At 73.1% G+C, this 13,619-nt stretch carries 13 protein-coding genes; 4 read left to right on the top strand and 9 right to left on the bottom strand.

The genetic code is table 11. The features are described from left to right. Window positions 1-128 precede the first annotated feature (128 nt). Window positions 129-569: an enediyne antibiotic chromoprotein gene (locus ACFW2Y_RS17100; RefSeq protein WP_384879245.1), complete on the top strand. Its 441-nt coding sequence runs from the start codon at window positions 129-131 to the stop codon at window positions 567-569. 58 nt (window positions 570-627) lie between these two features. Here ACFW2Y_RS17100 and ACFW2Y_RS17095 read toward each other — a convergent pair whose 3' ends face one another. From ACFW2Y_RS17095 to ACFW2Y_RS17055, 9 genes are all read right to left on the bottom strand, one after another. Then, the gene (locus ACFW2Y_RS17095; protein ID WP_384879241.1) at window positions 628-969 is read right to left on the bottom strand and encodes a hypothetical protein; all 342 of its coding nucleotides are present in this window, start codon (window positions 967-969) and stop codon (window positions 628-630) included. A 101-nt stretch (window positions 970-1,070) separates the two neighbouring features. Then, complete coding sequence (locus ACFW2Y_RS17090; RefSeq protein ID WP_384879238.1) at window positions 1,071-2,897, bottom strand: NAD(P)H-dependent oxidoreductase; 1,827 nt, start codon at window positions 2,895-2,897, stop codon at window positions 1,071-1,073. A 1-nt stretch (window position 2,898) separates the two neighbouring features. Then, complete coding sequence (locus ACFW2Y_RS17085) at window positions 2,899-4,347, bottom strand: dihydroorotase family protein (RefSeq protein WP_384879235.1); 1,449 nt, start codon at window positions 4,345-4,347, stop codon at window positions 2,899-2,901. Window positions 4,348-4,352: 5 nt separating this feature from the next. After that, entirely contained in the window at window positions 4,353-5,459 is a 1,107-nt protein-coding gene (locus tag ACFW2Y_RS17080; RefSeq protein WP_384879293.1) for an acyl-CoA dehydrogenase family protein, read from the bottom strand. Next, the gene (locus ACFW2Y_RS17075; RefSeq protein ID WP_384879232.1) at window positions 5,456-6,517 is read right to left on the bottom strand and encodes a PrpF domain-containing protein; all 1,062 of its coding nucleotides are present in this window, start codon (window positions 6,515-6,517) and stop codon (window positions 5,456-5,458) included. The genes ACFW2Y_RS17080 and ACFW2Y_RS17075 overlap by 4 nt, the downstream gene beginning before the upstream one ends. Further along, complete coding sequence (gene asnB, locus ACFW2Y_RS17070; RefSeq protein WP_384879229.1) at window positions 6,514-8,355, bottom strand: asparagine synthase (glutamine-hydrolyzing); 1,842 nt, start codon at window positions 8,353-8,355, stop codon at window positions 6,514-6,516. The genes ACFW2Y_RS17075 and asnB overlap by 4 nt, the downstream gene beginning before the upstream one ends. 31 nt (window positions 8,356-8,386) lie before the next feature. After that, window positions 8,387-9,322 (bottom strand): PLP-dependent cysteine synthase family protein, encoded by a 936-nt coding sequence (locus ACFW2Y_RS17065; RefSeq protein ID WP_384879226.1) that lies wholly within the window; start codon window positions 9,320-9,322, stop codon window positions 8,387-8,389. 24 nt (window positions 9,323-9,346) lie between these two features. After that, a complete protein-coding gene (locus ACFW2Y_RS17060) occupies window positions 9,347-10,129 on the bottom strand; it encodes an HpcH/HpaI aldolase/citrate lyase family protein (protein ID WP_384879223.1) in 783 nt (260 codons plus the stop codon). After that, window positions 10,126-10,986: a TauD/TfdA dioxygenase family protein gene (locus tag ACFW2Y_RS17055; protein WP_384879220.1), complete on the bottom strand. Its 861-nt coding sequence runs from the start codon at window positions 10,984-10,986 to the stop codon at window positions 10,126-10,128. The genes ACFW2Y_RS17060 and ACFW2Y_RS17055 overlap by 4 nt, the downstream gene beginning before the upstream one ends. Before the next feature lie 390 nt (window positions 10,987-11,376). Between ACFW2Y_RS17055 and ACFW2Y_RS17050 the strand changes: the two genes are divergently transcribed. The 3 genes from ACFW2Y_RS17050 to ACFW2Y_RS17040 all read left to right on the top strand — a co-directional run. Beyond that, complete coding sequence (locus ACFW2Y_RS17050; protein ID WP_384879217.1) at window positions 11,377-11,583, top strand: 4-oxalocrotonate tautomerase family protein; 207 nt, start codon at window positions 11,377-11,379, stop codon at window positions 11,581-11,583. After that, window positions 11,580-12,890, top strand: coding sequence for an MDR family MFS transporter (locus tag ACFW2Y_RS17045; protein WP_384879214.1), 1,311 nt, complete (start codon window positions 11,580-11,582; stop codon window positions 12,888-12,890). The genes ACFW2Y_RS17050 and ACFW2Y_RS17045 overlap by 4 nt, the downstream gene beginning before the upstream one ends. 1 nt (window position 12,891) lies before the next feature. Continuing rightward, window positions 12,892-13,619 (top strand): S-adenosylmethionine synthetase N-terminal domain-containing protein (locus ACFW2Y_RS17040; RefSeq protein WP_384879211.1); only part of this gene is annotated, 728 nt, incomplete at its 3' end.

Below are 13,619 nucleotides of genomic sequence, written 5' to 3'. Positions count from 1 at the left end.
TCCTTTTTGGGTGAGTTGTATGAAGCAACCTCGAAGATGTAAGGGCCCCTCAAGATCACTAAATTCGTTGATGGCCGCCCGGAAGAGGAGCGGCCGCTTCCCCTTCTTTCACCTTCTGGAGTTTCCGCATGACCGTCAAGAACACGCTCGGCCTCATCGCTCGCGTCGGCGCCACCGCCGCCCTCGCCACCGGCCTGGCCGTCGCCTTCCAGCCCGCCGCGATGGCCGCGGCCCCGGTGGTCTCGGTGACCCCGGCCGGCGGCCTCGCGGACGGCGCCACGGTGACCGTCAACGGCACCGGCCTGACCCCGGGCGCCCTCTACCACGTCGCCCAGTGCGAGATCGCCGTCTCCGGCGACTACGGCTGTGACCCGTCGACCGTGGTCGACATCACCGCGGACGCCCAGGGCAACCTCAGCGCCCAGTTCACCGTGCACAAGGTCTTCCAGGCCGTGAAGGGCGCCGAGGGCACCCCGTCCGGCACGGTCGACTGCGCTGTCACCGCCTGCCAGGTCGGCCTCGGCGACTCCCAGGGCGTCGGCGGCGGCCAGCGCATCACCTTCGCCTGAGCACCGGCCGGCTGACGACGTCGCGCGGTCCGTGGCGCCGCCGCACCCGGCCCCCCCGTCAGGGAGCCTGGCTCCCGCTCGGGGAGGGTGCGGCGTCGGCCAGGACCACCGCGACCGTCTCCGGCTCGAAGTTGACCGCGCTGGACCAGCCACCGATCGCGAGCCTGAACCAGATCGCGCTCGTGATCACCCCGTCCCGGTGCTGGTCCTCCACCACCTCGTCACCGGGCGACCAGCCCTCGGCCTCGTAACCGACGGCCGCGTCCGGCAGCAGCAGCCGGATCACGGGGCTGTCCAGGGACGGCCCCGACCGGACGTTGGCGTCACGCCAGACCGGCCCCAGCAGGGCGGGAAACGGGCGGAACCCGCCGGACACGGCGGACTCGGGGGACGACGACATCGAACCCTCTCCTTCTCTCTGCGCTTCTCTGTGTTTCTCCGCGGCTTCCTCGCCGCTCCCGGCCGGCTCCCGCCCGGGAAGTCCCCACCCGCCTGTCGCACTCAGGCGACGGCCCCCAGGACCGTCTTCCGTTCGGCGGCCCGCATGCTGCCCAGCCACACCACCTGGGACACCATCTGCAGCAGCCGCGCCGTGTCCGGCGCGGGCTCCTCACCGGTGGTGTCGGCCGCCGGCACCCGGTCGACGGCCACCCCCACCGGCGTCGGCCAGCCCCGCAGCGCGTGCCCGATGGTGCGCAGCGTCGTCAGCGTCGAGACCGCACCCTGCGCCGCCGCCCCGACCGCGACCGTGCCGATCGGCCGCCCCTCCAGGTAAGGCACCGGGCCGTCGATGTCGTTGACGTAGTCGAGGGCGTTCTTCAGCAGTCCCGAGAGGGTGGCGTGGTACGTCGGCGACACCAGGACGACCCCGTCGGCGGCCCGCAGCTCGCCGAGGAACCCGGCCACCGCCGCGTGCGAGGTGCCGAGCCCCGGCCGGTACGCCGGAAAGTCGATCTCCGCGCCGGTGAACACCCGCGCGGAGGCGCCCTGCTCGGCGCAGCGCTCCGCGCACCAGTCGGCCACCCGGTCACAGGTGGATCCCTGGCGCAGCGATCCGCTGATCAGGACGATGTGCGGTGCCGACATGGCGGAAGGCCCTTTCTTCGGACGGAGGGTGGTCATCGGAGAGGACGGCCCGGCGGGCCGTTGGGGGCCCCGGTCGCCGGGCTGCCAGCCCAGGACGTCGGTGAGTGCCAGGTCCTTGCGGCCGGCGGAACGGACATGGGCGTTGCGGCGTTCTTCGGCCGCCCGGTCGGCGCCCTGGTCGAGGGAGCCCTGACGGCGGGAGGCGAGGACGACGGCCCCGGCGCGCGGCGCGCGCTCGCGGGCGTAGCCGGCGAGCGCGTCGGGCACCTCGGCGGCCGAGGCCAGCGCCTCGGCCAGCACCAGCGCGTCCTCGAGGGCCATGTTGGCGCCCTGGCCGAGGGCCGGGACCATCGGGTGGGCGGCGTCGCCGAGCAGCGCCACCCGGCCGTCGACCCAGGTGTCGACCGGGTCGCGGTCGTGGATGTCGGTGACGACGACGTCCTCGGGAACGGCCTCGCGCACCAGGTCGACGACCGGTGGGTACCAGCCGTCCATGGCCTCGATCAGCGCCGCCCGGGCCCCGTCCGGTCCCAGCGCGGGCCACACCCCCGGCGGCGCGGTGATCTTGGCGGTCCAGTACAGGGTGTCGCCGCCCACCGGGGCGACGAACAGCTGGATGCCCCGGCCGTTGACCACGTGCCCGCGCGCGCCGAGCGCCGAGCCGCTGGTCCGGCCGCGCACCGAGGTGTAGCCGCGGTAGCGCGGCGGCCCGTCGCCCAGCATCTGGGCCCGGACCGTCGAACGGATGCCGTCGGCGGCGATCAGCGCGTCGCAGTCGATGGTGTGCCTGTCCGAGAGGACGGCGGTGACCTGATCGGGGCCGGTGATGTAGTCCGTCACCGCGGTGGCGAGGCGGACGGCGGCGCCGGCGGAGAGCGCCTCGTCGAGCAGGGCCCGGTGCAACGCCGTGCGCAGCACCGGGATCTGCGGGGAGCCCAGCGCTGCCGCCGACGTGCCGATCTGCTCCTCGGCGAGCACCGTGCCGTCCGCCTCCATCACGATCCGCACCTCGTCGCGCCGGGTGACGTGGCCGACGTCGCGGATCCGGGCCCCGAGACGTTCACTCAGCGCGTCGATCGCGCGCACCCCGTTCGGGTACAGAACGAGCCCCGAGCCCTTGGCGCCGATCCGTCCCGCCCGTTCGACGACGGTCACGTCGAGGCCGCGCGCGGCCATGCCCGCGGCCGCCGCGAGTCCTCCGATCCCGCTGCCCGCCACCACCACGGACCGTTTTCTGATCATGTCATCCCTTCCGTGCGGCGAACGCCGCCGTCGGTGTCGTGTCCCAGGTCGTCGCGGACCGGAGGTCCGTGTCCCCGGGGCCCGTGTCCCCGAAGGCCGGGGCCGCCCCGAGCAGTCGGCCGTCGTATGCGCCGAACGTCCCCGACGCGGCGTCCCACACGGTCCGCCCGGCCCGCAGGGTGCGTTCGACGCGGCCGGTGAACGTCCAGCCCTCGTAGGCCGACCAGCCGCACTTGCTCTCCACGTCGTGCGCCGAGAGCATCCACGGCGTGTCCGGTGCGAAGATCACCAGGTCGGCGTCGGCGCCCGGCGTGATCCGTCCCTTGCCTGGCAGCCGGAACAACTCGGCGGGCAGCTGCGACAGATGCCGCACCAGGCGGGTCACCGCCACGTCCGGATCCTCGTCGGGACGGCGGCGGCGCATCCCTGTCCACACGGCGACCGCCAGCTCCTGCACGCCGGGCAGCCCCGGCGGCGAGTCGGCGACCGAGCGGGTCTTGTCCTCGACGGTGTGCGGCGCGTGGTCGCTGCCCAGCGTCGTGGTGTGTCCCTCGACCAGCGCCCGCCACAGCCGGTCCTGGTCCAGCTGGCCACGGATCGAGGGCGAGAGCCGGGTGCGCGCCCCCAGCCTGCGGGTGTCCTGGTCCGTGAACGACAGGTGGTGGCCGGTGACCTCGAAGGTCACCGGGTACCCGGCGGCCCGCGCCGCGCACACCAGGTCGGCCTCCTCGGCGCTCGACAGGTGCAGGATGTGCGCGGCGGTGCCGTACCGCCGGGCCAGTTCGATGACCTTGGCGACGGCGACGATGCCGCCGGTGCGCGGGCGGCGCCGCTCGTACTCCAGATAGCTGCCCGGATCGCCCCACCAGGCGTCGAGCAGCGCGAACAGGTCGTCGTCCTCGGCGTGCAGGACCAGCTGCACCCCGCCCTCGGCGGCCGCGGCGAACGCCCGCTCCAGCACCACCGGGTCGCGCACCACCGTCGGCGCCGTGTGATGGCCCGCCATGAACACCTTCGCGCTCGTCGCCACCGCCGGATCGAGCTCCGCCAGCAGCTCGGGCCTGGCCGGGTCGAGCCCGATGTGGAAACGCATGTCCACCAGTGAACGGCCCGCCACCAGCCGGGCCTTCTCGGCCACCGCGGCCGGGTCGAGCGTCGGCGGCACCGTGTTCGGCATGTCCATCACGGTGGTGACACCGCCGCGGACCGCCGCCCGGCTGCCGTGCTCCCAGTCCTCCTTGTACGTCAGACCCGGCGTGCGGAAGTGCACATGGGAGTCGATGAGGCCGGGCAGCACGTAGTGGTCGCCCGCGTCGATCCGCTCGACGTGCGCCGGCGCGGTGTCGACGCCGGTCACGGCGGTGATCCGCCCACCGGTGATCAGCACATGGCCCGCGCGCACCCCGTCCGGCGTCACCAGCCTGCGACCGCTGATTACGAGGTCGGGCACCGCTCTCAGCCCGTCCACGACGCCGCCACCAGGTCCCGGCACAGGTCGTTGGTCGGACCCATGAACGCGATGCCCCGCGCGTCGGCGAGGAGCCGCACGATCCGCGCGCCGTCGCGGTACCCGGCCGAGCCGAGCATCCGCGCCACGTCGAGGCAGATCTCCTCGGCCGCCACGCTCGCGTGCAGCTTGCTGTGCAGCGTCGTCAGACCCGGATCGGCCGAGGTACGCGCCCCCGCCCGGTCCACCACGGCCCGCGCCGCCTCAAGGCGGGTCGCCAGATCCACCAGCCGGTGCCGCACGGTCGGAAGCGCGAGCAGCCCGTGGTGTTCCGCGTGCCGTACGGCCAGGTCGAACGCGCCCTGGGCGATGCCCACCGACACCGCACCCAGGCTGGCGCCCGACTCCCGCACACCCGCGATCACCGAGGCGGCCCCGCCGGCCGGCCCGAGCCGGTCGGCGTCCGCGACCACGCAGTTGTCCAGTGCGACCAGACCGGTCGCCGAACCACGCATGCCGGCGAGACCGAAACCGATTTCCGGGACCACACCCGGGGTGTCCGCACCGACCAGGAAGAAGGTCTGCCCGTCTGATCCGTACCCGCCCGGTGCCACCGACGGCGCCTCGGCGGCCGTCCGCACCAGCACCAGATAGGCGTCGGCCACCCCGGCGCCGGTCGCGAAGGCCTTCGCGCCGTCCAGTCGCCACCGCCCGTCGGCGAGCCGTGTCCCGGTGCTCGACAGGTTCCGTTTCGCCGCCCCCGCACCCGTCTCGCTCCACGCCGAAGCCGCCAGCACACTTCCGTCGGCGAGCCCCGGAAGCCAGCGTTCCCGCTGCTCCTCGGTGCCCCACTCGGAGATCCTGGCACTTACGGCGAAATGCTGGAACGCGACGATCGCCACCGACGGATTGACGGCGGCGATCTCCGCGACGACCCGGTTGACCGCCGCCGCGTCCCCGCCCGCACCACCGTGCCGGACCGGCACGGCCGTGCCGAGCAGGCCGCTCGCACGCAGCTGGGCCAGCACCTGACGGTCCGGCTCACCCGCCGGATCGGTCGTGTCGGCGGATTCGGACAACCGGGCGCGCAGCTCGGCCGTCAACAGCGGTCTCATGCCGCCCCCGACAACGCCAGGCATTGGGCGACCTCCTCGAATTGCAGATGGCTCAGGGGTGTCAGAACGAACGAACCCTGGAAGGTGACGCTCTTGCGTGCGACGGTCGCCCACAGCAGGGCGCCCTCGCCGTCGGCCGCGCCGGGCGCCGCCGTGACCGCCGTGACGGCCGTCCGGCCGCCCGTCGTCGCGATCTCCAACAGCCCGGTGTCTGCCCCGTTCTCGCGGGCGATCCGCCACGGCACGGTGCCCGGGATCCGTACGGCCGTCCCCAGGCACACCACCCCGGTCAGCGCGATCGACGGATGCCAGCCGGGCACCGTCACGGCCCGGGCCGCGATCCCGCCGTCCTCGGAGGGCAGCACCGCCGCGATCTTCGGGAAGGCCCCGTCCTTGGCCCAGCCCAGCCGGTCGGCCGCGATCTCCCGCAACGCCTCCAGTCGGCCCAGGAGTTCGTCGCCCGCTCCGAACAGCGCCGCCTGGTCGGGCACCCCGAGGTCGCGGGCGTCCACGAAGGCGTACGCGTTGGCGCTCGCGACCAGCGACACCTCGGTCCGGTCGGTGCCCACCACCAGAGGCATACGGGGCGTCCCGGCGGGCAGCAGCTCGCCGAACGGCACCGGCGCCGACTGCACGAAGGTGACCGTGAAAGCGGCCCCGTCCCGCTCCACCCGGTCGACCTCGCACACCACGCTGTCGCCGTTGTTGAGCACCTGGACACGGATCCGCGCCCCCGGCACCAGCCGCGGCAGCATTCCCGAACGGGCCGCGGCCACCACCGCCGACAGGATCGAATGACCGCACGAACCCCGCAGGTCGAACCGGTCGGGGGCGCCGGGCAGCGCCTGCACGAACCGGTAGTCGAGATCGAACATGGGGTGCGCGGACGGCTCCACCAGCGCGATCTTCAGCACATGCGCGCCGCCGGCCGACACCAGGTAGCGGCGGGCCTCGGCGAGGTGCGCGAGCAGCGCCTCGTCGTCCTGCGGCAACCGTCCGGCGTCCAGCACGAAAGTCGGGCAGGGGCTGCCCGCCGCGTACGCGAGATGGCCGATCACGCCGCCACCGCCAGTGTCCGCGGCCCGTCCGGCGCCACCGGCGCGATCTCGGGGAGGGCCACCGGACGGCGGAACTGCTCGTGCCACACCTCGTAGGCGAGCAGCGCCCACAGCGCGAGCGCGGCGCCGTCGTCCGGCCGCTCGGCCTGCGCCGTGAAGAGCGCCTCGACCGCCGCGCCGTCCACCTGGCCGCGCTCCCCGAGCCGACCGGTCGCCAGCAGGTCCCGGGCGAGTTCCCACAGCGAGGTGCCCGGCCGCAGCATCGCCGTCACCGGCAGCGTGAACGGTTGCTTCGGACGGCTGAGGACACGCTCCGGCAGCAGCCCCCCCGCCGCCGCGTACAGTGTCCGTTTGACCTGTCCGCCCTGGATCCGCTGGTGGTCCGCGAGCGCCGAGCCGAGCGCGATCACCGACCGCTGGCAGAACGGCACCCGTGCCTCGACCGAGGAAGCCATGCTCAGGTGGTCGACCCGGCGCAGGTGGTAGGCGGGCAGACGCTGCTCCAGTTCGAACCGGGTGATCCGGTCCAGGACCGTGCCGGGGCCGTGAACCAGGTCGGCCACGACGGCGGCGGGCAGCGCCGGATCGGCTGCGACGTGGGCCCGGTAGTCGTCGGTGTACAGGCGCGCCCGCAGCGCGACCGGGGCGGCGGACAGCGCGTCCAGATACCCCGCCGACCACTCCTCGCCCGCCGCGGACCGCTCGGCCGCCACCCGCATCCGCTCGTACCCGCCGAACACCTCGTCGGCGGCGTCACCGGTCAGCGCCACCGTGAATCCGGCCTCGCGCACCGCCCGGAACAGCGCGTACGTGCTCAGCGCGATCGGGTCGGCGTTCGGCTGGCCCAGATGCCACACCGTGTCCCGCAGGAGCGCGGGGAAGTCCGCCGGATCGATCTCCACCTGGTGGTGTGCCGCCCCGGCCCGCTCGGCGACCTCCCGCGCGAAGCGCCGCTCGTCGAACGGCCACGCTCCCCGGTAGGCGATGTTGAAGGTGTCCACCGGCCCCCGCTCGGAGGCGAGCGCCGTCACCAGGCTCGAGTCCAGACCACCGGAGGTGATCAGGGCCACCGGCACGTCGGCGACGAGCAGCCGACCCACCTCCGTGCGCAGCGTCCTGCGCACCCGTCGGGCCGCGGTGAAGCCGTCCGGGACCGGTCCCTCGGCCACGTCGGCGGGCCGCCGACGCACCCGCGGGGTGCCACCGAGCTCGCACACCCAGGTGGTGCCCGGCGGCAGGACGTCCACGTCCTCGTACACGGTCCGCGTGCCGAACGGCGTCCTGGTCACCAGGTACGCGTCGAGCGCCGACTCCCGCACCCGGGCGCCGGTCCCGCCGAAGCCCAACAGCGCGGGCAGTTCGGAGGAGAAGCGCAGGGAACGCTCCGCCGCGTCCCACCGCAGGTACAGCGGCTTCATCCCTATGTGGTCGGTGGCCAGCAGCAGCCGCGGCACCGGGCCGCGCTCGTCGACCAGCGCCAGCGCGTACATGCCGTCGAGGTGGTCGGTCAACTCCTCGCCGTACTCCAGGTACAGCGCCGGCAGCACCGAGCCGTCACAGCGGTCGGGGACGTCGTGGCCCCGCGCCACCAGGCGGGCCCGCAGCTCCTCGTGGTTGTAGATCTCGCCGTTGAACACGACCCGCACTCGGCCGCCTCGGCCGTAGGGCTGCTCCCCGCCGTCCAGGTCGACGACGGCGAGCCGGTTGCTGCCGAGGCCCCAGCCGGGGGCCCGCGCGGTCCGGGTGGCGTCGGGGCCACCATGCCGCTGGAGGGCGGCGACGGCGCGCATCTCGTGCGGCGTCGCCGCCGCGTTGAAGTAACCGAAGATCCGACACATGTCTGCCTGTCTTTCGTGAGGAGACGACGGATCAGCGGGCCGTCGACAGGTAGCGCTCCCCGCTGTCGGGGAAGACGGTGACGACCGTCGCGCCCGCCCAGCGGGAGTGGGCGGTCACGGTGCGGGCGGCCCAGGCGGCGGCCCCGGAGGAGACTCCGACGGGCACGCCGGTGGCGCGGGTGACCTCCCGGGTGGTCGCCGCGGCCGCCTCGTCGGCGACGGCGACGACCTCGTCCACCAGGGACAGGTCGGTGATCTCGGAGACGTATCCGGCGCCGATGCCGGGAATGCCGTGCGGTCCGGCCTCGCCGCCGGACAGCACGGCGCTGCGGGCCGGCTCGACGGCCACCACGTGCAGCCCGGTGCGTTCCTTGAGATAGCGGGCGGTGCCGGTGAGGGTGCCGCCGGTGCCGACCCCGCACACCAGCATGTCGATCCGGTCGCCGAGGGCCCGCCAGATCTCCGGCCCGGTGGTCGCGTAGTGCGCCGCCGGATTGGCCGGGTTGCGGTCCTGGTGCGGCACCCACGAGCCGGGCACGGTCCGCTGCAGCTCCTCGGCGTACGCCCAGGCGGCCATCAGCCCGTCCCCGGCCGGCACGAGGTGCACCTCGGCGCCCAGCTCGCGCAGGATCAGGCGCCGTTCCTCGGTGGCGTTGTCGGGCATCACGATGACGCAGCGGTGCCCGCGCCGGGCGCACAGCGCGGCCAGCGAGATGCCGGTGCTGCCCGACGAGCACTCGATGACGGTGCCGCCGGTCGGCGGCAGCAGCCCGGCCTCCTCTGCCGCCCGCATCATGAACAGCGCGGCCCGGTCCTTCACGCTGGACAGCGGGTTGGTCATCTCCAGTTTGGCCAGCAGCCGCACCGACGCGCCGAGTCCGGGCAGCGGCACGTCGAGCAGCGGCGTCCGTCCGACCAGGTCGTCCACCGACCCGGCCGACGCCCGCGTGCTGAGCTCTGTCGTCACGGTTTCCCCTCTCCGGACGTGCGGTCAGGCCGTGCCGAGGCCGCGGGCCGCGGCCAGATGCGCGGCGGCGGCCTGCTGAAGGTGGGTGATGTCGCTGGAGACGGTGGCGAAGGTGAACCCCTCGGCGAGCCGCTTCGCGGCGTTCTCGCCGTCCAGGACGTGGATGCCGCAGGCGATGCCGTTGCGGCGGGCAGCGTCCTTGATCCGCACCAGCGCCGCCTCCAGCGCGTCCGCCGCCGCCGGGTCGCCGAAGAAGCGCGCGCCGAGCGCCGCCGACAGGTCGGCGGGACCGACGTACACCGCGTCCAGGCCCTCGGTGGCGCAGATGGCCTCCAGATCGTCCAGCGCGGCCGCCGTCTCGATCATCACGATGCAGGCGACCTGCTCGTCGATCTCGGCGGGCACCGACCCGAGCCGCACCTCGGCCCGGACCGGACCACCCAGACTGCGGGTGCCCGCCGGATGGTGCCGGCAGGCCCGGACCACGGTCCTGGTCTGCTCGGCGGTCTCCACCATGGGGACGATCACGGCGCGCGCGCCGGTGTCCAGGGCGACGCCGATCGCGACCGGGTCGGGCGACGGCACCCGGATGGCCCCGGCGGACCGGCCACGGGCGTCGATCGCCAGCATCGCCGACTGCCAGCCGGGCTGGTGCAGCACGCCGTGCTGGCCGTCGACTCCGATGTAGTCGTAGCCGAGACCGGCGATCCGCTCGGTCCCGGCAGGGTTGTCCAGGGCGATCCAGTAGCCGACCAGCGGCTCCCGGCGACGCAGCCGCGCAGCGAACTCCTCGGGCGCGGTGCTCACTCGCCCTCCCGCAGAGCGTAGCTGCGCTTGCCGTCGAGACCGACCGGCACGTCGCCGTCGACGGACACCCGGTGCAGCACCCGCTGATGGCGGTCGTAGTCGTTGACCGCGTAGTGCTGGGTGCTGCGGTTGTCGAAGATCAGCACGTCGCCGGGACGCCAGGACCACCGCGCGGTGTTCTCCGGGCGCCGCACGTACGACTGCAGCACGTCGATGATCGGCCGTGACTCGCGCGGGGTCATCCCGACCAGCCACTGCGCGAAACCGCCGAGGAACAGGCTCGGTTCACCCGACTCCGGGTGCACCCGCACCACCGGGTGCGCGGCCTCGAACCGGCGGGCCAGGAACGCCTCCCTGACCTTCTCGCCGCGCTCGGTTCCGAGCCGCGGCTGCTCCGCGTGATTGGTGTGCACGGCCCACAGACCGTCCGCTACCGCGCGCAGCTCCGCCGGCAGGTCCCGGTACCCGGCGGCCGCGTTCGCGACCATCGTGTCCCCGCCGTAGGGCGGCAGCACCACGCTGCGCAGGCTCGTGCCCAGCGACGGGGCGGTGGTGAAGCTGATGTCGGTGTGCCAGTGGTCGGCGCGTTGGTCCTCCCCGTCGACCGGGATCACCTGAGGGGTGCCGTCGATCGTCCGCATCATCGGGTGCGGGGCGGTGAGCGGGCCGAACCTCGCGGCGAAGGCGAGCTGGTGGGCGTCGGTGATGTCCTGGTCACGGAAGAACAGGACCTTGTGCTCCAGGAACGCGTCGTGGATCTGCCGGAAGACGGCGTCCGACAGCTCGGTGGAGAGGTCGACGCCCATCACCTCCGCGCCGATCCTGCCGCCGATCCTGCGTAGGTCGAAGAGGGACACCAGCATTCCTTCCGAGCGGGTCGGGAGTCCAGGGCTCCCGTGACGGGCGGGGCCGCGCGGGCGTCGGGCGCGCCAGGCCGTCCCGTCACGGGAGAACACCCGGCTGCGATCGGACGGGACCAGCCGGGCAGGACGGCGCTGATCACACCACGGCCGGAAATCGACGGCAAGGCATCCTGGAATTGCGTCGCGACTTCACCAACTCGACGTTTGCGACCACGGAAAAAGGGTCCGGGAAAATCGACGACTTGTTCAAGTCGTGCCGCTTGCCCGGCCGCCGCTTGCCGACCCGTCGACAGCGGGAGATTCTCGAGCCGCCGCGCCTGTGCCCCGCACCCTGGAAACGTATTCCGCGCTCTTCGCCGTCTTCTGCAGAAAAGGACCGCTGACATGCCGGTGATCACCGTCAACTGGTGGCAGGGCAACGACCGAGAGAGCCGCAGAGACCTCGTGGCCGGCATCACCGATGTCGTCACCCGGGTCTCCGGCTGCCCAGACGAAGCCGTCACCGTGATCATCAGGGATGTGGCCCCCGACCACTGGGGCAAGGGCGGCCGGCTCGCCGACGACATCCGCCCGCCGCGGAGCCTGCGATGAGCACGACGGAGGCGGAGAAGGCGACGGACGACACGCGGCCCGCCCTCACCCTGCGCTCCCTGCACCCCAACATCCGCCTCCGCCTCGGCGTCGGCTTCGTCCAGCGGCTCCTCTCGGTCATGCTGATGCCGCTGCTCGTCATCCACCTCGCGAGCCTGTACGGCGCCGCCGTGGCGGGTGCCCTCATGGTCTGCGTGGCGGCGGCGGGCATCGCGGCCAACTTCCTCGGCGGCCACCTGGCCGACGTCCACGGCAGACGCCCGGTCATGGTGGCCGGCGAACTCGGCGCCACCCTCACCTTCGCTCTCCTCGCCCTCGCCAACTCGCCCTGGTGGAGCTCGGGACCCGCGACCTTCGGACTGTTCCTGCTGAACACCTGCTGTTCGCAGCTGGCCACCCCGGCGGCCGACGCGATGATGGTGGACGTCTCCACCCCCGAGAACCGACCGCTCGTCTACACGATCAACTACTGGTCCATCAACCTGGCCTTCACCGTCGGCGCGCTCCTCGGAGGCTTCCTGTACGACGGGCACTTCCTCCAGCTGCTGACCGGCGCCGCCGTACTCTGCCTGCTGACCACGACGGTGATGTGGCGGTGGATCAGCGAGACCGCACCCGGCACCGGTGCCCCAGGCGCGTCCGGCCCGGCCGCGATGGTCCGCGGCTATCTCGCCGTCGCCCGTGACCGGGTCTTCCTGCGGCAGCTGGCCGCCGCCGCGCTGATCGCGGCCGTCGAGATGCAGATCGGCTACTACATCGCCGTCCGGCTCGCCGACGAGTTCCCCCGCCAGACCCTCCTCACCGTCGGGTCCTTCGGCCTCGACGTCGACGGCACGGCGATCCTCGGCGTCCTGCGCGCGGTGAACGCCGCGCTGGTCGTCGCCCTCATCCTCGCAGCCAAGACCCTCCTCGAGCGGATCGGCGAACGCACCCGGCTGTACGGCGGGATCACCGTCTTCGTCGTCGGCTACATGATCTGGGCCGTCAGCAACTCCGGCTGGGTGCTGATCGCCGCCGCCGTGCTGCTCACCGTCGGCGAGATCGCCAGCGTCCCGGTGCGCCAGGCCCTGCTGGCCGACCTCATCGACCCCGAGGCCCGCACCAAGTACATGGCCGCCTACGCCCTCAACGCGCGCGTCGGCCTGCTCGTCGCCGCCCTGTGCGTCACGCTCGGGGCCTTCGTCCCCGCCGTCGGCATGAGCCTGCTCTACGCCACCGCGGGTGTCGCCGCGCTGCTCCTGTACCGCTCCCTCCTCGGGGTGCGCACCGCCCGCGAGGCCGAGACGAACCTTGTGAAGGCTGCCTGACATGACCCGCACCGCGACCAGACGTCTGTTCACCTCGGAGTCCGTGACCGAGGGACACCCCGACAAGATCGCCGACCGGATCAGCGACACCGTCCTGGACGCGCTCCTCGCCCAGGACCCGGAGGCCCGCGTGGCCGTCGAGACGCTGATCACCACCGGCCAGGTCCACATCGCCGGCGAGGTCACCACCACCGCCTACGCTCCGATCGCGCAGCTGGTGCGCGAGGCGATCCTCGAGATCGGCTACGACTCCTCGAAGAAGGGCTTCGACGGCGCCTCCTGCGGCGTGTCGGTGTCCATCGGATCGCAGTCCCCGGACATCGCACAGGGCGTGGACACCGCGTACGAGAAGCGCGTCGAGGGTGCCTCCCGGAGGGATGAGGGCGACGAGCTGGACAAGCAGGGCGCCGGCGACCAGGGCCTGATGTTCGGCTACGCGTCGGACGAGACCCCCGAGCTGATGCCGCTGCCGATCCACCTCGCGCACCGGCTCTCCCGCCGGCTCACCGAGGTCCGCAAGAACGGGACCATCCCGTACCTGCGTCCCGACGGCAAGACCCAGGTCACCATCGAGTACGACGGCGACAAGGCCGTCCGTCTCGACACGGTCGTCGTCTCCTCGCAGCACGCCTCGGACATCGACCTGGAGTCGCTGCTCGCGCCCGACATCCGCGAGTTCGTCGTGGAGCACGTGCTGGGGCAGCTCGTCGAGGACGGCATCAAGCTCGA

This window comes from Streptomyces sp. NPDC058877 (assembly GCF_042742855.1).
GTDB lineage: Bacteria > Actinomycetota > Actinomycetes > Streptomycetales > Streptomycetaceae > Streptomyces.
This window is presented reverse-complemented; position numbering and strand designations above follow the sequence as displayed.